General features: G+C 72.2%; 13 protein-coding genes. 9 read left to right on the top strand and 4 right to left on the bottom strand.

Translation table 11 applies throughout. From position 1 onward, the window contains the following. Positions 1-10: 10 nt before the first annotated feature. Both ACEN96_RS04730 and glnE read right to left on the bottom strand, forming a co-directional pair. Entirely contained in the window at positions 11-613 is a 603-nt protein-coding gene (locus ACEN96_RS04730; protein ID WP_495586905.1) for a rhomboid family intramembrane serine protease, read from the bottom strand. Between the two features lie 20 nt (positions 614-633). Beyond that, the gene (gene glnE, locus ACEN96_RS04725; RefSeq protein ID WP_495586904.1) at positions 634-3396 is read right to left on the bottom strand and encodes a bifunctional [glutamate--ammonia ligase]-adenylyl-L-tyrosine phosphorylase/[glutamate--ammonia-ligase] adenylyltransferase; all 2763 of its coding nucleotides are present in this window, start codon (positions 3394-3396) and stop codon (positions 634-636) included. Positions 3397-3470: 74 nt separating this feature from the next. On the opposite strand from glnE, the gene ACEN96_RS04720 reads away from it, so the two are divergent. From ACEN96_RS04720 to ACEN96_RS04680, 9 genes are all read left to right on the top strand, one after another. After that, positions 3471-7634 carry a YhdP family protein gene (locus ACEN96_RS04720; protein ID WP_495586903.1) on the top strand — a complete coding sequence of 1388 codons (4164 nt, stop codon included), beginning with the start codon at positions 3471-3473 and terminating at the stop codon, positions 7632-7634. Continuing rightward, a complete protein-coding gene (locus ACEN96_RS04715) occupies positions 7631-8533 on the top strand; it encodes a carbon-nitrogen hydrolase family protein (RefSeq protein WP_495586902.1) in 903 nt (300 codons plus the stop codon). The genes ACEN96_RS04720 and ACEN96_RS04715 overlap by 4 nt, the downstream gene beginning before the upstream one ends. Positions 8534-8630: 97 nt before the next feature. After that, the gene (locus ACEN96_RS04710) at positions 8631-9221 is read left to right on the top strand and encodes a hypothetical protein (protein WP_495586901.1); all 591 of its coding nucleotides are present in this window, start codon (positions 8631-8633) and stop codon (positions 9219-9221) included. Between the two features lie 386 nt (positions 9222-9607). Then, positions 9608-10615: a methionine ABC transporter ATP-binding protein gene (locus ACEN96_RS04705; protein ID WP_495586900.1), complete on the top strand. Its 1008-nt coding sequence runs from the start codon at positions 9608-9610 to the stop codon at positions 10613-10615. Continuing rightward, complete coding sequence (locus tag ACEN96_RS04700) at positions 10612-11301, top strand: methionine ABC transporter permease (protein WP_495586899.1); 690 nt, start codon at positions 10612-10614, stop codon at positions 11299-11301. Before ACEN96_RS04705 ends, ACEN96_RS04700 begins: the two co-directional genes overlap by 4 nt. Positions 11302-11359: 58 nt before the next feature. Then, a complete protein-coding gene (locus ACEN96_RS04695; RefSeq protein ID WP_495586898.1) occupies positions 11360-12142 on the top strand; it encodes a MetQ/NlpA family ABC transporter substrate-binding protein in 783 nt (260 codons plus the stop codon). A gap of 141 nt (positions 12143-12283) precedes the next feature. Beyond that, entirely contained in the window at positions 12284-15376 is a 3093-nt protein-coding gene (locus ACEN96_RS04690) for an MHYT domain-containing protein (RefSeq protein ID WP_495586897.1), read from the top strand. Continuing rightward, positions 15376-16368: an HD-GYP domain-containing protein gene (locus ACEN96_RS04685; protein ID WP_495586896.1), complete on the top strand. Its 993-nt coding sequence runs from the start codon at positions 15376-15378 to the stop codon at positions 16366-16368. Before ACEN96_RS04690 ends, ACEN96_RS04685 begins: the two co-directional genes overlap by 1 nt. A 108-nt stretch (positions 16369-16476) precedes the next feature. Continuing rightward, positions 16477-17724 (top strand): nucleoside recognition domain-containing protein, encoded by a 1248-nt coding sequence (locus ACEN96_RS04680; protein WP_495586895.1) that lies wholly within the window; start codon positions 16477-16479, stop codon positions 17722-17724. 12 nt (positions 17725-17736) lie between these two features. Here the strand turns inward: ACEN96_RS04680 and ACEN96_RS04675 are convergent, their stop codons facing one another. Then, positions 17737-18870, bottom strand: coding sequence for a GGDEF domain-containing protein (locus tag ACEN96_RS04675; protein ID WP_495586894.1), 1134 nt, complete (start codon positions 18868-18870; stop codon positions 17737-17739). Positions 18871-18911: 41 nt separating this feature from the next. Beyond that, positions 18912-19697: a LytR/AlgR family response regulator transcription factor gene (locus ACEN96_RS04670; protein WP_495586893.1), complete on the bottom strand. Its 786-nt coding sequence runs from the start codon at positions 19695-19697 to the stop codon at positions 18912-18914. Positions 19698-19719 lie beyond the last annotated feature (22 nt).

Genomic DNA, 19719 nt, shown 5'->3' with positions numbered 1-19719 from the left:
CGGCGCGGGATCATGCCCGCCGGCGTGTCCAGGCCCGCGCGGCCAACGCACAGAACAGCGCGGCGGCCACGCCCGCCAGCAGTCCCGTCAGGTGGGCCAGCGGCGCGATCGCGATGTCCCAGCCCTCCCAGGCCCGCAGCGGCGGTCCGGACAGGGGCCGCTCCGCGATGACCTTCACGGCCAGGCCGAGCCCGATGAGGCCGCCGATGACGCGCTCGCGGCCATGCGAGGCGCGCCTGCGCATCAGGCCGATCGCGGCGACCGCGACGCCCGCGTGCAGCACGCCGGAGGCGCCCCCGAAGCGCGTCAGCGCGGGCTCGATCAACAGCCCGGTCTGCGTCAGCGGCCAGGCGAGCAGCCAGGCCATCGCGTCCCGCGCCGTCAGCCGCGCGGCGACGCCCAGCAGCCCGACCACCGCGCAGCCGGCCAGGTTCGCGATCAGGTGCTGCGGACTCCAATGGAGCAGCGCCGCGGTGATCGCGCGCCATGGCTCGCTGGCGAAGAGTTCCGGCCGCCATGCCATCGCGGCCTGGACGTGGGGAGGCTGGATCCAGGCGGCCATCGCGCCGACCGCCAGCGCCATCGCGACAAGCAGCCACGCGCGTCCCGGCATCCGGCCTCCGCGCCCGGGCCTCAGCCGAAGACGGCGCGCCAGAGCGCCAGCACCGCGTCGCGCTGCGGCGCGAGCGCCTCGGCGGCCTCGCCCTCGAGCGCGGTGGCCTGCTCGTTCAGGCGCGCCCGGTGCTGCACGCGGCGCAGCTCGCGGTAGGCATCGGCGGCCTCGCGGCCCACCGGCGCCGGCAGCAGGCCGAAGGACTCGGCGCGCTGCAGCAGCGCGATGTTGCCGGCGTTGGCCAGCAGCTCCGGATGCCGCGCCGAATGCGCCAGGATCAGGTACTGCAGCGCGAACTCCGCATCCACCATGCCGCCCGGGCTGTGCTTGACGTCGAACAGCCCGGTCTTCACGGCGCGCGCGGCGCGCAGCTTCTCGCGCATCGCCACCACCTCGTCGCGCAGCGCGGCCGGATCGCGCGGCGCGGTCAGCACCGCGCGGCGCGTGGCCTCGAAGCGCCCGGCCAGCGACGCGTCGCCGGCGCAGAAGCGCGCCCGCGTGATCGCCTGGTGCTCCCAGGTCCACGCGGTGTTGCTGCCGCGGCCGCCCTGGTAGTTCTCGAACGAGGTGATCGACGTCACCAGCAGCCCCGAGTTGCCGTTGGGCCGCAGCGCGGTGTCGATGTCGAAGAGCTCGCCCGCGGCGGTGCGGATCGTCAGCCAGGTGATCAGCTTGCGGATGAAGGCGCCGTAGATCTCGGCCGCGTTGTCGTCGTCATCGTCGAACAGGAAGACCAGGTCCAGGTCGCTGCCGTAGCCCAGCTCCTTGCCGCCCAGCTTGCCGTAGGCGATCACCGCCAGCCGCGGCGAGGGGCGGTGCTTCTGCTTGAGCCGGGCCCAGGCCCAGTCCAGCACGCACTGCACGGTCGCATCGGCGAGCAGCGACAGCTCGTCCGCCACCTGCTCGACGCTGATCTGCCCTTCCACGTCGCGCACCAACGTGCGGAAGACCTCGGCGTGATGCGCGCGGCGCACGCTGTCCAGCAGCGCGTCCTCGCTCGCCTCGCCATGCTCGGCCCAGGCGTCGTGGCGCGCCTGCAGGTCCTGGATGAAGGCCGCGCCGTCGAAGCGCTCGTGCAGCAGCCGCGCGTCGGCCAGCTCGTCGATGACGCCGGGATGCTGCATCAGGTAGCGCATCGGCCAGCGCGCCAGGCCCAGCAGCCGCAGCAGCCGGCCCTGCACCGCCGGCCGCTCGACCAGCAGCGCCAGGTAGCTCTCGCGGCGCAGCAGCGGCTCGATCCAGTCGACGAAGCGCTGGGCCGCGTCGAGCGTGCATTCGCCCTGGCGCACCGCCAGCCCCGCGCGGCCCACCAGCTTGGCCAGGCGCAGCCGCGATTCCTCGCGCAGTCCCTGCACCCGCGGCTGCTGCGCCCAGCGCCGCACGTTGGCGGCCAGCTCGGGCTGCAGCTTGTCCAGGAATTCCTCGCTGTCGATCGGCAGCGGCGGCCCGCCGCACATGCCGTTGCGGCAGCCGCCGCCACCCGGCGCGACGCCGTCATGCAGCAGCGCGTCGAACTCGGTGGCGACCAGCTCGCGCACCTCCATCAGCTTGTCCAGCAGCGGGCAGGCGTGGCTGTTGCAGGTCAGGCAGAGACTGCGCGCGATCCAGCCGATGTCCTCGTCGGACGCCGGCAGGCAATGGGTCTGCTGGTCGTCCAGGTACTGGATGCGGTGCTCGACGCGGCGCAGGAAGTCGTAGCCCTTGGCCAGCGCGGCGGCGGTCTCGGGCTTCATCAGCCCGCGCGCGGCCAGGCGCTGCAGCGCCTTGAGCGTCGAGCGGGTGCGGATCTCCGGGAACTGCCCGCCGCGCACCACCTGCAGCAGCTGGACGATGAACTCGATCTCGCGGATGCCGCCGCGCGAGAGCTTGACGTCATTGGCGCGCTCGGGCCGGCCGGCGGCGCGGCGCTGGGCCTCGTCGCGGATCTTGCGGTGCAGCTGGCGCAGGCCCTCGAAGACGCCGTAGTCCAGGTAGCGCCGGTAGACGAAGGGCGTCACCAGGCTGCGCAGCTGCATCGCGCGGCCATCCTTGACGCTGGCGCGCGGCGCCACCACGCGGCTCTTGAGCCAGGCGAAGCGCTCCCACTCGCGGCCCTGGACCAGGAAGTACTCCTCCAGCATCGCCATGCTGACGGCCGGCGGGCCGGAGTTCCCGTTCGGGCGCAGCGCCAGGTCGACGCGGAACACCTGGCCGTCCTCGGTGACGTCGCCGATCAGCGTCGAGAGCCGGCGCGACAGCTGCGCGAAGTACTCGTGCGCCGAGATCCTCTGACGGCCCTCGACCCCTTCGGTCTGGCCGTCCTCCTCGTAGACGTAGATCAGGTCGATGTCGGAGGAGACATTGAGCTCGCGCCCGCCGAGCTTGCCCATGCCGACGACCCAGAAGTCGATGTCCTGGCCGGCCGCGTCGCGCGGCGCGCCGTACTGGGCGTCGAGCTCGGCGCGGCAATGCGCCAGGCCGATGTCCAGCGCCACTTCCGCCAGGTGCGTCATCGCCTGCGTGACGTGGCTCATCGGGGCGCCCTGCTCGACGTCGAGCACCGCCAGCCGCTCCATCACGAGCTGGCGCATCACGCGCAGCGCGGCGGGCAGCGGGCGGCCGTCGCGAACGAGCCGCTCGACCAGCGCGCGCATGACGGCGTCGTCCGGCAGGCCGGGCGCGAGCAAAGGGAGTTCGGCCGCATAACGGCGGCGGATGCGCTGAACGAAACGGCTGTGGTCCGCGGAGGCGGCGGGCGTCGAAACGTCCGCCGGATCGGTGGTGGCCGGGGCAACTGAATCCATCGGTAAAGAAAGCTCTCGCTGGCTCATGGCCGGGAATGGCTGTGCTAGATTCGACGACCGCCGTCCCCTCTTACATGTCTTCGCCCGCCGTCACCCGTATTGACTCCGGATCCGCGGTCGCGACGCGACGCTGGTGGACACGCTGCGCCCTCTGGCTCGGACTGGCTTCGCTGGGGGTCGTCTCCCTGCTGATCGCGGCCTGGCTGGCATTGCACTGGGCGATTCTGCCCCACATCGACGACTGGCGGCCCGAGCTCGAAAAGCAAGCCACCCGGGCATTGGGGGTACCGGTGCGGATCGGCGCCATCAGCGCCAGATCGTCCGGCTGGACCCCGACGCTGGACCTGCGCGACGTCCGCATCGTCGACGCCGCCGGCCGCGACGCCCTGCACCTGCCGCGCATCAGCGCCGCGCTGTCGCCGCGCTCGCTGCTGGCCCTGGAGCTGCGCTTCTCCCAGCTGCTGCTGGACAGCCCCGAGCTGCTGCTGCGCCGCGACGCGCAGGGCCGCGTCTTCGTCGCCGGCCTGAGCGTCGACGGCCCGTCCGACGCCCAGGCCTCCGAGGCCGCCACCGACTGGTTCTTCGAGCAGCACGAGTTCGCCATCCTCCACGGCCGCATCCGCTGGGTGGACGAGCTGCGCGCGGCGCCGCCGCTGGAGCTCTTCGACCTGAACCTGGTGCTGCGCAACGGCCTGCGCCGCCACCGCCTGCGGCTGGACGCGACCCCGCCGGCGGGCTGGGGCGAGCGTTTCACGCTGCGCGGCGAGTTCACGCAATCGCTGCTGGACCGTCCCGGCGCGGTGCAGCGCTGGAGCGGCCAGCTCTTCGGCCACCTGCCGCGCACCGACGTGCGCGAGCTGCGCCGCTACGTGGACCTGCCGTTCGAGCTCAACGAAGGCGACGGCGCGCTGCGCGCCTGGCTCGACCTGGACCGCGGCGAGCCGCGCAGCCTGACGCTGGACATGGGCCTGCGCGCCGTGCGGCTGCGCGTCGCGCCGGGCCTGCCGGAACTGGAACTCGCGAAGGTCGGCGGCCGGCTGGTGCTGAAGCAGACGCCGCAATCGGTGTCGCTGGAGGCCAGGCAGCTGGGCTTCGAAGCCGGCGACGGACTGGACTGGCCGCGCTCCGACTGGGCGCTGAACGTGACGCGCGATCCCAAGACCGGCGCGCTGACCGGCGGCGAGTTCCAGGCCCAGCAACTCGACCTGGCGCTGGGCGCGCAGATCCTGGCGCGGCTGCCGCTGGCCGAATCGCAGCGCCAGCTGATCGCCGACATGCAGCCCGCGGGCGCGCTCAATGCCGTGCATCTGAACTGGGACGGCCCGCTCGACGCGCCGCGCGGCTACCGGGCCAAGGGGCAGCTGCAGGGCTTGCAGCTGACGGCCGCGGAGGCCGAGCCGCCCGCCGAGCCGGGCTCCTCCCCGCCGACCGGACGGCCCGGCGTGCGCGGCGCCGATCTGCAGTTCGACGCCAACGAACAGGGCGGCACCGCCACGCTGGCGATCCATGACGGCCAGGTGACGCTGCCCGGCGTGTTCGAGGAAGCGGCCGTGCCGGTGAAGCAGGCGCAGGCGACGCTGCGCTGGCGCGCCCAGCATCCGGTGTTCGGCGCCAGCAAGCGCGCGCCGGCCGCGGCGCTGGCGGTCAGCCCGCTGGCGGCGGCCTCGGTGGCCTCCGCCGCCTCGGCGCCCGGCGAGCCGCGCACCCGCTGGACCGTGCAGTTCGACGGCGTCCGGATCGCCAACGACGACCTGCACGCCGAGCTCGAAGGCTCCTGGCAGAGCGGCGACGGCAAGCGCCCGCACGACTCGGGCCGGCTGGACCTGACCGGCCGCATCGAGGAGATCCGCGCGCCGCGCGTGCTGCGCTACCTGCCCGCCTCGATGGGCCACGACGCGCGGCGCTACGTCCGCGACGCCATCCGCGACGGCAGCGTCCACAAGATCCAGGTGCGGTTGCAGGGCGACCTGATCGATTTCCCCTTCGACGCGCCGCGCGCGAAGGGCCAGTTCCGCGTCTCCGGCCAGGTCCGCGACCTGACGCTGGCCTATGTGCCCAGCCATCCGGCCGAAGGCGACCAGCCGGCCTTCCAGTCGCCCTGGCCGCAGATGGAGCAGCTCGATGCCGAGCTGGTCTTCGACCGGGCCGCGATGAACATCCGGGGCGGCAAGGCCAGGCTGATGGGCGTGGACCTGGTCAACGTGCAGGGCGCCATCCCCGACCTGTACCACCACGCGCCGGTGCTGGAGATCGATGGCCAGGCGCGCGGCGCGCTCGCCGACGCGCTGCGCTACGTGAAGAACTCGCCGGTCGCGGGCCTGACCAGCCACGTGCTGGACACGACCACGGCCACCGGCCCGATGGCGCTCAAGCTCAACCTGCGGCTGCCGCTGATGCGCATCGACGACACCACGGTGAAGGGCCAGGTCACGCTGACCGGCAACGACGTGCGCATCCGGCCCGACACGCCGCTGCTGGGCCAGGCGCGGGCGCGGGTCGAGTTCGACCAGAAGGGCCTGCAGATCCGCGGCGGCCAGGCGCGCGTGCTGGGCGGCGACGCCAGCTTCGACGGCGGCAGCCAGCCCGACGGCACGATGCGCTTCAACGCCCAGGGCACGGTCACCGCCGAGGCGCTGCGCAACGCGCCGGAGATCGGCCTGCAGACGCTCGCGTCGGCGATGACGGGGCAGACCCCGGTGCGCTTCGAGCTGGGCGTGCTCAAGGGCGGGCAGACCGAGGTCACGGTGACCAGCCCGATGCAGGGCATCGCGGTGAACCTGCCGGCGCCGATGCACAAGGCGCCGGAGGAAAGCTGGCCGCTGCGCGTCGCCACGCGGGCCGCCAGCGCACCGGCCGGCACGCAGCGCGACGAGCTGCGCGTCGAGGCCGGCCCGGTGCAGGCGCTCTACCAGCGCGACGTCACGCACGAGGCCAAGGTGCTGCGCGGCGCGATCGCGGTGCGCGAGAAGCTGCCCGAGCTGCCCGCGCAGGGCGTGATCGCCCGCGCGAGCTTCGACCAGTTCAATGCCGACGCCTGGCAGACGGCGCTGCCGGGGCTCACCGGCGACAAGGACGCCGGCAGCCTCGAGGCCGCGCCGGAGGGCAGCTACTCGCCATCGCAGTTCACGATCAAGGCGCAGACGCTGCAGGTGTCGGGCCGCACGCTCAACGGCGTCACGGCCGGCATCTCGCACGACGCGGGCGCGGGCTGGCGCGTGTCGATGGACGCGCAGCAGCTCAGCGGCCTGATCGAGGTCCGCGCCGCCAAGCCCAACCTGCCCGGACGCGTCTACGCGCGGCTGTCGCGGCTGTCGGTGCCGCGCAGCGACGTCGACGGCGTCGAGCAGCTGCTCGACAAGCAGCCGCGCTCGGTGCCGACGCTGGACATCGTCGTCGAGGACTTCGAGCTGCGCGGCAAGCGCCTGGGCCGGCTCGAGATCGACGCGCAGCAGCAGAGCGACGCGCGCGACTGGAAGCTCAACCGCCTGGTGCTCAAGAGCGCCGACGCGACGCTGAGCGCCTCGGGCAAGTGGGCGCCGGAGCCCGGCCTGTCGACGCGCCGGACCGAGCTCGACTGGAAGCTCGACGTCGCCGATGGCGGCAAGCTGATGGAGCGCCTGGGCCAGGGCCAGGTGCTGCGCGGCGGCAAAGGCGTGCTGACCGGCCAGGTGGCCTGGATCGGCTCGCCGCTGTCGCCCGATTACGCCAGCATGGGCGGCCAGCTCAACGTCGAGATGGAGTCGGGCCAGTTCCTGAAGGCGGAACCCGGCGTCGGCCGCCTGCTGGGCGTGCTGAGCCTGCAGTCCATCCCGCGGCGCCTGATGCTGGACTTCCGCGACGTGTTCTCGGAGGGTTTCGCCTTCGACAGCGTCACCGGCGACATCCGCATCGCCAAGGGCGTGGCGCGCAGCGACAACCTGCGCATGAAGGGCCTGCAGGCGGCGGTGCTGATGGAAGGCAGCGCCGACCTCGCGGCCGAGACCCAGGACCTGCACGTGCTGGTGCTGCCCGAGATCAATGCCGGCGGCGCCGCGCTCGCCTACGCGGCGGTGAATCCGGCGATCGGGCTGGGCGCGTTCCTCGCGCAGTGGCTGCTGCGCAAGCCGCTGGCGGCGGCCAACAGCGAGGAGTTCCGCGTCACCGGCACCTGGTCCGCCCCCCGCATCGAGCAGCTGCCGCGCCGCGCGCAGCCGCAAGGCAGCTACAACGCGACCGCGCAAGGAGAAGCCGTCCAATGACCACATCCAGCACATCCAGCACATCCAGCACGCGCAGCTCCCCCGCCGCCGCGCCGGTCACCGTCGCGGCCGTCCAGATGGTCTCGGGCCCGCGGCTCGAGGACAACCTGGCCCGCGCCCGCCACTGGATCGCCGAGGCGGCGCGCCAGGGCGCGCGGCTGGTCTCGCTGCCCGAGTACTTCTGCCTGATGGGCCACCAGGACACCGACAAGCTGCCCTTCGCGGAGCAGCCCGGCGACCTGGACGCGCCGATCCAGGGCGCGCTCAGCCGCGCCGCGCGCGAGCATGGCGTGTGGATCCTCGGCGGCACGCTGCCGATGGCGATCGACGGCGCGACGGCGCCGGCCGAGCGGGTGCGCAACACCACCTGCGTCTTTTCGCCCGATGGCGCGCTCGCGGCGCGCTACGACAAGCTGCACCTGTTCTGCTACGACAACGGGCGCGAGCGCTATGACGAGGCCCGCGTGCTGCAGGCCGGCGAGGCGCCGGTCACGGTCGAGGCCGCGATCGCCGGCGGACCGGCGCTGCGCATCGGGCTGTCGATCTGCTACGACCTGCGCTTCCCCGAGCTGTACCGCGCGATGAGCTTCGGCGGACCGCGTCCGCTGGACCTGATCAGCGTGCCGGCGGCGTTCACCTTCACGACGGGACAGGCCCACTGGGAGCTGCTGCTGCGCGCCCGCGCGGTCGAGAACCAGGCCTATGTCATCGCCGCCGCGCAGGGCGGCACGCATGAGAACGGCCGCCGCACCTGGGGCCACAGCATGATCGTCGACCCCTGGGGCGAGGTGCTGGCCTGCGTCGCCGAGGGCGAAGGCGTCGCGGTCGCGCGGCTGGATCCGGCCCGCATCGCGCAGGTGCGGGAGCAGCTGCCGGCGCTGCAGCACCGGCGGCTTTGAGCGCGAGGCCGGCGGCGGGGCAGTCCGCGTTGCCGGTCTCGATATCCGGTCCACTTCGGGCGATCGACGCCCGGCTCGCGGAGGCAAGATGCCCGGCATGACCGACCGCCGTCCCGCCCTCACCGTCCGATCCCCGTGCGCGCCGCTGGCCGCCGCGCTGTGCGCCTGCGCGCTGATCGCCGGCTGCGGCGCGCCGGCCCGGCCGCTCGAGTCGTCGCTGACCGACATGGACTCGCTGCAGCTGCGCTCCTGGATCAGCCCGCAACTGCGCCGCAACATCGATCTGCTGCCGGTGGCCGGCGGCGAGGAGACCTCGCGCTGGTGGGGCAGCCGCATCAATGCCATGACGCTGAACCAGACCTACCAGGAGTCGCTGCGGCGCCTGGGGCTGATGCCGGACGTGCCGGACACCGGCCGCTATCAGCTGAAGGTCGAGCTGCTGGCGCTCGCGCAGCCGAACGTGCCGGTGGCGCCGGAAGTGGCGATCTCGGTCCGCTACACGCTGACCGAACGCGCCGCTGGTGGCGGCAACGTGCTGTACCAGCGCACGCTGCGTACGACGCAAAGGGCGGGGTTGGATGACAGCCTCAGTCCGACCGAGCAATTGCGCATCGCGACCGAATCGGCACTGCGCAACAACATCGCGGAACTGGTCCGCGAACTGGCGTCGCTGCCGCTGCCGGGCTGATGACGGGCAGCGGTGGCCTGCGAAGCGCCTCCTCTCCCCTGCCCTCTCCCCCCTCGCGGGGGGCGAGGGAGTTCTTGCCAGCGCGCTCCCCTGGCGGGGGCGAGGGAGTTCTTGCTGGCGCGCTCCCCTGGCGGGGGCGAGGGAGTTCTTGCTGGCGCGCTCCCCTGGCGGGGGCGAGGGAGTTCTTGGCGGCGTTGAGCTTTCTTCAGAAGCAGCGAGCGCCACTCGAATGAACTCCCTCTCCCCGCTTTGCGGGGAGAGGGTGGGGGAGAGGGGTGTGCGCAGAGCAGCAGCGCCGCTCACCTGGCATATGCATATAAACATTGAATGCTTGCCAAACCCCGGGTTATCCCTACGATCACGGGTTTTTCGCCAACCCCTCTCCCGTGATCGAACTCCAGCACCTGCACAAGTCCTATGACGTCGACGGACGCCGCGTCCCGGCGCTGACCGGCGTGGATCTCCGGATCGAGCCGGGTGAGGTGTTCGGCATCATCGGCGCCTCGGGCGCCGGCAAGAGCACGCTGCTGCGCGTGATCAACCTGCTGGAGCGTCCCGACAGCGGCCGCGTCACCGTGAACGGCCAGGACCTGCAGGCGCTGGACGCCGCCGGCCTGCGGGCCGCCCGCCAGAAGATCGCGATGATCTTCCAGCACTTCAACCTGCTGAATTCGCGCACCGTCGCGCAGAACGTCGCCTGGCCGCTGCGCATCGCCGGCTGGGACGCCGCGCGCATCGCCCCGCGCGTGCAGCAGCTGCTGGCCCGCGTCGGCCTCTCCGACCAGGCCGGCAAATACCCCGCCCAGCTCTCCGGCGGCCAGAAGCAGCGCGTGGGCATCGCCCGCGCGCTGGCCCTGGATCCGCAGGTGCTGCTCTGCGACGAAGCCACCAGCGCGCTCGATCCCGAGACCACGCGCGCCATCCTCGACCTGCTGGCCGGGCTCAACGACGAACTGGGGCTCAGCATCGTGCTGATCACGCACGAGATGGACGTGGTGCGCCGCGTCTGCGACCGCGTCGCGGTGCTCGAAGGCGGCCGCATCGTCGAGACCGGCCCCGTGGCGCAGGTGTTCCTGCACCCGCGCTCGGACACGGCGCGGCGCTTCGTGCTCGCCGCCGAGCATGTCGACGAAGGCGAGCAGCGCGACGATTACGCCCATGTCGCCGGCAGCCTCTGGCGCCTGACCTTCTTCGGCGAACGCACCTACGAGCCGCTGCTGGGCGAGGTCGCCCGCCACGCGAATCTGGATTTCGGCATCCTGGCCGGCCGCATCGACCGCATCAAGCGCGAGCCCTATGGACAGCTGACGATCGCGGTCAGCGGCGGCGACCGCGCCGCGGCGCGCCAGCTGCTGGCCGATCGCGGCGTGCAGGTCGAGGAGCTGCGCGCATGAGCCTGGCCGCCACCCCGTCCCTGCTCGAGACCCTTCAGGCCATCGACTGGCCCGAGATCGCCACCGCCGGCGGCGACACGCTGCTGATGCTGGGCGGCTCGCTGCTGTTCACCGCGCTGCTGGGCCTGCCGCTGGGCATCGCGCTGTTCCTGTTCGACCGCGGCCGCCTGGTGTCCTCGCCCCGGCTGTATGCGCTGCTGTCCTTCGCCGTGAACGTGCTGCGCTCGCTGCCGTTCGTGATCCTGCTGATCGTGCTGATCCCGTTCACGCTGCTGGTGACCGGCACCTCGCTGGGCGTGGCCGGCGCGATCCCGCCGCTGGTCGTCGGCGCGACGCCCTTCCTGGCGCGCCTGGTCGAGACCGCGCTGCGCGGCGTCGACCGCGGCATCGTCGAGGCGGGCCTGGCCATGGGCGCCAGCCCGCGCCAGATCGTCTGGCAGGCGCTGCTGCCCGAGGCGCTGCCCGGACTCGTCTCCGCGCTGACCGTCACCGCGATCACGCTGGTCGGCTACACCGCCATGTCCGGCGTCATCGGCGGCGGCGGCCTGGGCGACCTGGCCATCCGCTTCGGCTATCAGCGCTTCCAGACCGAGGTCATGGTCGTCACCGTCGTGCTGCTGCTGGTGCTCGTGCAGCTGCTGCAGATGCTGGGCGACTGGCTGGTCACGCGCGTCTCGCATCGGTGAGGCCTTCAGGCCTCGCGTCATTCCCCCGCACATTCGATCCATCAGAGGAGTTGGACCCATGAAGAAACTGTTCGCCGCCACCATCGCGGCCCTGTCGCTGGCCGCCGCCGGCACCGCCTCGGCCGAGAAGCTGACCGTCGCCGCCACCGCGGTGCCGCACGCGGAGATCCTCAACCTGGTCAAGCCGGAGCTGGCCAAGCAGGGCGTGGAGCTGGAGGTGAAGGTCTTCACCGACTACGTGCAGCCCAACGTGCAGGTCGCCGAGAAGCGCCTGGACGCCAACTTCTTCCAGCACAAGCCCTATCTGAACGAGTTCAACAAGGGCAAGGGCACGCACCTGGTGGCCGTGGCCGCGGTGCACGTGGAGCCGTTCGGCGCCTACTCGGCCAAGCACAAGTCGCTGGCCGCGCTGCCCGAGGGCGGCACCGTCGCGCTCCCGAACGATCCGACCAACGGCGGCCGCGCGCTGCTGCTGCTGGACAAGGCCGGCGTGATCAAGCTCAAGGACAAGGCCAACATCCTGTCCACGACCAAGGACATCGCGCAGAACCCGAAGAAGCTGAAGTTCCGCGAGATCGAGGCCGCCACGCTGCCGCGCATCCTGCCGCAGGTCGACCTGGCGCTGATCAACACCAACTACGCGCTGGAAGCCAGGCTGAACCCGGCCAAGGACGCGCTGGCGATCGAGGGCGGCGAGTCGCCCTACGCCAACTGGCTGGTGACCCGCGATGACAACCAGAACGCCCCGGCCGTCAAGAAGCTGGCCGCCGCGCTGCAGTCGGACGCCGTCAAGCGCTTCATCCAGACGCAGTACAAGGGCGCGGTCGTCCCGGCGTTCTGACGCCGCCCGGCCCCTTGCTTCGCACAGCGCCCCTCGATCGAGGGGCGCTTGCATTCCGGCCCGCCAAGCCGCGCATTTGTGCCGCCAGCGACCGCGCGCTTCGCGGCACCATGGGTGCCCCCTTCCGCTGCCCTGCCCTTCGTGTCCGAGCTTTCCGCGCTCCTGCCGCAGTACTTCCTCCTCCGGGACGGCGATCCCACGCTGCTGCTGACCGGCCGCTACGACTGGCCGCTGGTGCTGCTCTCGCTCGCCGTGGCCTCGCTGACCTCGGCGCTGGCGCTGCAGGTCGCGGGCATGGCCAAGCCGGCCACCGGCTGGCGCCGCCAGTCCATCCTCGCCACCGGCGCCCTGGCGCTGGGCGGCGGCATCTGGGCGATGCACTTCATCGGCATGCTGGCCTTCCAGCTCTGCGCGCAGGTCGGCTTCGACGCCGGCGTCACCGCGCTCTCCATGGTCCCGGCGCTGATCGCGTCCTGGGTCGCGCTGGCGCTGCTGGCGCGCCACCGGCTGGGGGCATGGCGGCTGGTGCTGGGCGGCGCGCTCGTCGGGGCCGGCATCGGCGCGATGCATTACACCGGCATGGCGGCGATGACGATGTCCATCGCGCTGCGCTACGACCCGGCGTGGTTCGCCGCCTCCATCGTGGTGGCGGTGCTGCTGGCGATGCTGGCGCTGTGGATCCGCTTCGGCCTGGCCGGCCGGCTCAGCCATCCCTGGGCCATCGCGCTGGGCGGGCTGGTGATGGGGTGCGCGATCGCCGGCATGCATTACACGGCGATGGGCGCGGCGCGCTTCGCCGGCCTGGCCGACGGCCCTTGCAATACGAGCATCGAGAACGCCGGCTGGCTGGCGCTCGCCGTGACGGTGATGGCGCTGGCGATCAGCGCGATCACCGCCGGCGCCAACGGCCTGCTGGCGCTGCGCCGGCTCAATGGCGAGCTGCTCGAGGAGCGCCAGCGCATGCTGCTGATGGAGCAGGCGCTGCGCGACAGCGAGACCAAGTACCGCACCGTCATCGCCAACAGCCCGGGCGTGACCTTCCGCTGCCGTCTCGACGACGACTGGTCGATGCTGCTGATCAACGATGCCGTCGAGGAACTCACCGGCTGGACCGCCGCCGACTTCCTGGCCGGCCGCCAGCACTTCGCCGCGCTGATCCATCGCCACGACCAGGCGCGGGTGAACGCCGCGGTCGAAACGGCGGTGGCCGCCGACGCGCCCTATGCGATCGAGTACCGCGTCCACACCCGCGAGGCCGGCGAGCGCTGGGTCTCCGAGCGCGGCCGCGCGGTGCGCGACGCGCGGGGCGCGCCGCAGTGGATCGATGGCGTCATCCTGGACATCACCGAGCCCAAGCGGCTGCAGCGCCAGCTCGAGGAGGCCAAGGAGCGGGCCGAATCGGCGGCCGCGGCCAAGAGCGCCTTCCTGGCCAACATGAGCCACGAGATCCGCACGCCGATGAACGCGATCCTGGGCTTCACCGAGCTGCTGCTCGACACCACGCTGACCGAGGCGCAGCGGCGCCACCTGACGACGGTGCGCGGCTCGGCGCGCTCGCTGCTGGCGCTGCTCAACGACATCCTGGACACCGCCAAGCTCGACAAGGGCGCGATGGAGCTGGAGCTGGTCGACTTCTCGCTGCGCACCGTGTGCGAGCAGGCGCTGAACTCGCTGCGGCTGCTGGCGCAGCGCAAGAACCTCGGGCTGCGGCTGGACTATCCGGACGCCGAGCCGCGCTTCTTCAAGGGTGATCCGCTGCGCGTGCAGCAGGTGCTGCTGAACCTGGTCGGCAATGCGATCAAGTTCACCGAGCACGGCCAGGTCACGCTGCGCATGCGGCAGGACGGCGGCCACATCCACCTGGCGGTGATCGACACCGGCATCGGCATCGCGGCCGACCGGCTGGACCGCATCTTCGACGCCTTCGCGCAGGCGGACGCCTCGACCACCCGCCGCTTCGGCGGCACCGGGCTGGGCACGACGATCTCGCGCCAACTGGTCGAGCGCATGGGCGGGCGCATCACCGTCGAGAGCGCGCTGGGCCAGGGCAGCACCTTCCATGTCCGGCTGCCGCTGCCGCCCGGCGACGCGTCGCTGGCCGCATCGGAAGCGGCCGAGACCGCCGTGGCGCTGCCGCCGCTGCGGCTGCTGGTGGCCGACGACGTCGCGCAGAACGGCGAGCTGCTGCAGCTGATCCTGAGCCGCGAGGGCCATCAGGTCACGCTCGCGTCGGACGGCCTGCAGGCGCTCAAGCGCTTCTCGGACGAGCGCTTCGACGCGGTGCTGATGGACGTCCACATGCCCGGGCTGGACGGCCTGGGCGCGACGCGCCGCATCCGCAACTTCGAGCAGGCGCAGGGCCGCGGCCACACGCCGGTCGTCGCGCTGACCGCCAGCGTGCTGGAGGAGGACCGCCAGGCCGCGCTGGCCGCCGGCATGGACGGCTTCGCGGTCAAGCCGGTGGAGCCGGCGCGGCTGTTCGCCGAGATCGCCCGCGTGCTGGGCCTCACGCCGGGCCGATCGGCGGCCGCGGCGGGTCCGGTGCCGGCGACGCGGCACGCGGCGCAGGCGAGCGCCTCGGGCCTCGCGGCCGGCGCGCTCGACTGGCAGCAGGGCCTGCGGCTGTGGGGCAGCGTCACGGCCTGGCAGCGCGGCCTGCGCCGCTTCGCCGAGGAGCAGCGCGACGGCGTCGAGCGCCTGCATCACCTGATGCAGGCCCGGCAATGGATCGAGATGCGCGGTCTGGTGCACCGCTGGCGCGGCGTGGCGGGCAGCCTCGCGATGCCGCGGCTGCTGGGCGCGGCGCAGCCGGTCGAAGCCGCGCTGCGGCTCGGCCGCGAGGAGGCGCTGACGGCGCTGATCGACACGCTGGCGCTGGCGCTGCAGGACACGCTGGACGCGATCGGCGAGCTGGACGGCGGCCCCGCCGGCTTCGCCGCGAGCGCGCCCATGGCGATGACGATGACGACGGAATCGGCCCTGCCGGCCGAGGCCGCCGGCGTGGCCGCGGACCGGCGCGCGAAGAAGCTGCTGATCGACCGGCTCGCCGCGGCGCTCAAGCGCAGCGAGCTCGATGACGAATCGCTCGCCGCCCTGCGCGCGGCCCTGGGCGCCGATCGCCTCGCGCCGCTGGTGCGCGCGCTCGACGACTTCGACTTCGATGCCGCGCTGCTCCTGCTGCAGTCGCTGCGCACCTTCCTGGGCGCGCCCGCGGGCGCGCCGGAGCCCCGCTGATGATGGCCGATCGCCGCCCCCGCCTGCTGCTCGTCGATGACGAGCCGGCCAACCTGCAGGTGCTGCGCCATGTGCTGCAGGACGATTACCGGCTGCTGTTCGCGCGCGACGGGCAGAAGGCGCTGGAGCTGGCGCGGACCGAATCGCCGCAGCTGATCCTGCTCGACATCATGATGCCGGGCATGAGCGGGCTGGATGTCTGCCGCGTGCTGAAGTCGCAGCCGGCGACGCGGCGCACGCCGGTGATCTTCGTGACGGCGCTGACCGACACGCGCGACGAGACCGAGGGCCTGGAGGCCGGCGCGGTGGACTACATCGCCAAGCCGCTGAGCCCGCCGGTGGTGCGGGCGCGGGTGCGCACGCACCTGTCGCTGGTGCGCGCCGACGAGCTGCGCGAGACGCGGCTGGAGATCGTGCAGCGGCTGGGCCGCGCGGCCGAATACAAGGACAACGAGACCGGCTGGCACGTGGTGCGGATGAGCCACTACGCGCAGCTGCTGGCGCTGGCGGCCGGCTGGAGCGACCACGACGCCGACGACCTGCTGCACGCCGCGCCGATGCACGACGTGGGCAAGCTGGGCATCCCGGACGCGATCCTGCAGAAGCCCGGTCCGCTGACGGAGGCGGAGTGGATGGTGATGCGCCGCCATCCGGCCATCGGCGCCGAGATCCTGGGCGCTCAGACGACGGGACTGCTGGGCATGGCGCGGCGCATCGCGCTGGCGCACCACGAGAAGTGGGATGGCAGCGGCTATCCGGAGGGACTGGCCGGCGAGGCGATCCCGGTGGAGGCCCGCATCGTGGCCATCGCCGACGTGTTCGACGCGCTCACCAGCGTGCGGCCGTACAAGCAGGCCTGGCCGGTGGAGAAAGCCGTCGAGCACCTGCGCGCGCAGGCCGGGCGGCATTTCGATCCGGCGCTGGTCGAGCGCTTCATCGAGGCGCTGCCGCAGGTGCTCGAGGTGCGGGAGCGCTTCCTCGAGGAAGGCTGAGCCGCGCGCCGGCCGCCGCCGCGGGTTATGGGCGCTGCCCACAAGGTGATGCCCGCAATCCGGGGTGGCCGCGGCCCGGCGCGCGCGGCGCCGGAATAATGCGCGCCCATGGTGCTGAACTTCATCTGGATCGGGTTCTTCCTGATCGGCTTCGCGGTCGCGCTGGCGCGGCTCGTCCAGGGCGACCTGACCATCTTCACGCAGGTGCTGACCGGCATCTTCGACACCGCCAAGACCGGCTTCGACATCTCGCTCGGCCTGGTCGGCGTGATGAGCCTGTGGCTGGGCCTGATGAAGGTGGGGGAGAACGCCGGCGTGATCCAGCTGTTCGCGCGGGCGATGGGGCCGTTCTTCGCGCGCATCTTCCCGGAGGTGCCGCGCGGCCATCCGGCCGGCGGCTCGATGGTGATGAACTTCTCGGCCAACATGCTCGGCCTGGACAACGCCGCCACGCCGCTGGGGCTCAAGGCGATGAAGGAGCTGCAGGAGCTCAATCCGCGCAAGGACACCGCGTCCAACGCGATGATCATGTTCCTGGTGCTGAACACCGCCGGCATCACGCTGATCCCGACCTCGGTGATCGCGATCCGCCAGGCGATGGCGGTGGACCAGGGCTTGGTCGGTTTCAACGCGGCGGACATCTTCCTGCCCACGCTGATCGCCACCTTCATCTCGTTCATGTCGGGGCTGGTGGCGGTGGCCTGGGTGCAGCGCATCAGGCTGCTGAGCGCGCCGGTGCTGGTCTTCGTCGGCGGCTTCATCGCGATCATGGGCGGCGTCTTCGCCTGGCTGCACAGCTATCCGCCGGAGGTGATGTCGCAGTACATCGGGCTGCTGGGCAGCGGCGTGATCCTGAGCATCATCGTGATGTTCATCGCCGTCGGCGCCTGGCGCCGGATCAACGTCTACGAGGCCTTCGTCGAGGGCGCCAAGGAGGGTTTCGGCGTCGCGGTGCAGATCATCCCGTACCTGATCGCGATCCTGGTGGCCATCTCGGTGTTCCGCACGACCGGCTGCATGGAGTTCGTCGTCAAGGGCATCGCCGCCGGCGTCGCCGCGCTGGGCCTGCCGACCGACTTCGTGCCGGCGCTGCCGGTCGGGCTGATGAAGACGCTGTCGGGCAGCGGCGCGCGCGGGCTGATGGTGGACGTGCTCAAGACCTATGGCGTGGACAGCTTCGAGGGCAAGCTGGCCGCGATCATCCAGGGCTCGACCGAGACCACCTTCTACGTGCTGGCCGTCTACTTCGGCAGCGTCAACATCAAGAAGACCCGCTACGCGCTGACCTGCGGACTGCTGGCCGACGTGGTCGGCCTGGTGGGCGCGATCCTCGTCGGCTACTGGTTCTTCAAGTGAGCTGAACCGCCGTCACTCCACGCGGTTGCGGCCGTTGGCCTTGGCGCGGTAGAGCGCCGCGTCGGCGCGCGCGAGCAGCGCGTCCAGGCTCGCGTCGCCGGGCTGCGTCCAGGCCACGCCCAGGCTCGCCGAGCACGGCGGGATGCCTGGCGCCGGCGGATGCGCCGCGAGCGCCTCCCGCACCCGCTCCGCCGAGGCGCGCGCCGCCTCCGGGCCGGTCGACGGCAGCAGGATCACGAACTCCTCGCCGCCATAGCGGCCGAGCCGGTCCGTCGCCCGCAGCTGCTCCCGCATCACGGCGACCGCCTCGGCCAGCACGCGATCGCCGGTCTGGTGGCCGTGGCGGTCGTTGACCTGCTTGAAGTGGTCGATGTCGAGCAGCAGCAGCGACAGCGGCTGTTCGTAGCGGCGCCAGCGGTCGAACTCCTCGCCGCCGGCCTGCAGCACCGCGCGGCGCGTCAGCGCGCCGGTGAGCGCGTCGCGCGTGGCAAGCAGCTCGAACTCCTCGCGCACGCGCTCGCTGGCCATCAGCAGCACGCCCACGCTCAGCAGCAGCACGCTGAAGCCGTAGCTCGCGATGTAGGCCGTCTGCACCGTCGTCATGGCGAAGCGCGACGAGGCCGCGCCATCCACCCAGAAGGCCGCCAGGCCGCGCGCGATCAGCACCGCGGCCTGCAGCAGCAGCGTGCCGGCGATGAGCCGGGCCGCGAAGCCGCGGCCGTCGCGCAGGACCAGCCGCGCATGCGCGATCACGCAGGCCGTCATCGTGCCGGTGAACACGACCACGCGGACGCGGTAGTCGGGGTGGATCAGGAACCAGGTCAGCACGGCCAGGCTCAGCAGCGCGATGCCGCCCCACAGCCGCCAGGTGACGCGCCGCCCGAAGAAGCGCTGCGAGCCGACATAGAACAGGCCGCAGCCCCCGAGCAGCAGCGCGTTGCCGCTCTGCGCGACGATGGCATCGGGCATCAGGCCCTGCATCGCGTAGACGCCGGCGGCCAGCGCGCAGCTCATCGGCGCCAGCGCCCAGGGCAGCAGGCCCTGGATGGTCGGCGGATAGTTGCGCCGCACGCCGAGCAGCACCGCGCCCAGGACCGCCGCCATCAGCGCGGTCATGACGGTGATCGAGCGGGGATCGAGCTGCATGAGGCCGGCAGTGTAGGCCGGCCTCGTGACGGAACCGCCGTTCACATCGCCTTGAACAGATGCACGTACGCGCGGCTCACCGGCAGCTCGTTGTCGTGTCCGCGCACGCGGACGAACAGCCGGCTCAGTTCATCGCGGCGCGTGCCGGCCACGTGGTCGAGGTTCACGATCGTCGAGCGGTGCACCTGCCAGAAGCGCTCGCCGTCGAGCTGCGCGGCCAGCTCCTGGATGGGCGTGCGAATCAGGTACTCGGCCGAGGCGGTCTGCACGCAGGTGTACTTGTCGTCGGCGCGGAAGAACAGCACCTCGTCCACCGGCACCTGATGCATCAGGTCGCCCTGCGTCGCGCGCACCCAGCGCAGCGGCCCGGATGCCTTGGCCTCGCCGCCCGCCGGCCCGTGCAGGGCCCGCAGCGCCGCGAGCAGCCGCGCGTCGATGCCCGCGCCCGCGTCCTCGTCCCGCTTGGCCAGCGCGCGCCGGACGCGCTCGACGGTGCGGCCCAGGCGCTCCGCCTCGACCGGCTTGAGCACGTAGTCGATCGCCTCGCGCTCGAAGGCCTGCACCGCGTACTGGTCGTAGGCGGTGACGAAGACGACCCGCGTCGGGCCCTCGATGCCCTCGGCGACTTCCAGCCCGGTCAGTCCGGGCATCTGGATGTCGAGGAAGGCCAGGTCCGGCCGCAGCGCCGCGATGCGCTCGGCCGCCTCGGAGCCGTTGCGGGCGACATGGACGATCTCGAGTTCCGGCCAGACCGCGGCCAGCTGCGCGGCGAGGGCGCGGGCCAGGTGGGGTTCGTCGTCGGCGATGAGGGCAGTGAGTGCGGTCATGGTCGTTGGGGCACGGGGCACA

The sequence above is a fragment of the Roseateles sp. Mitsp63 genome (assembly GCF_059491535.1).
This window is presented reverse-complemented; position numbering and strand designations above follow the sequence as displayed.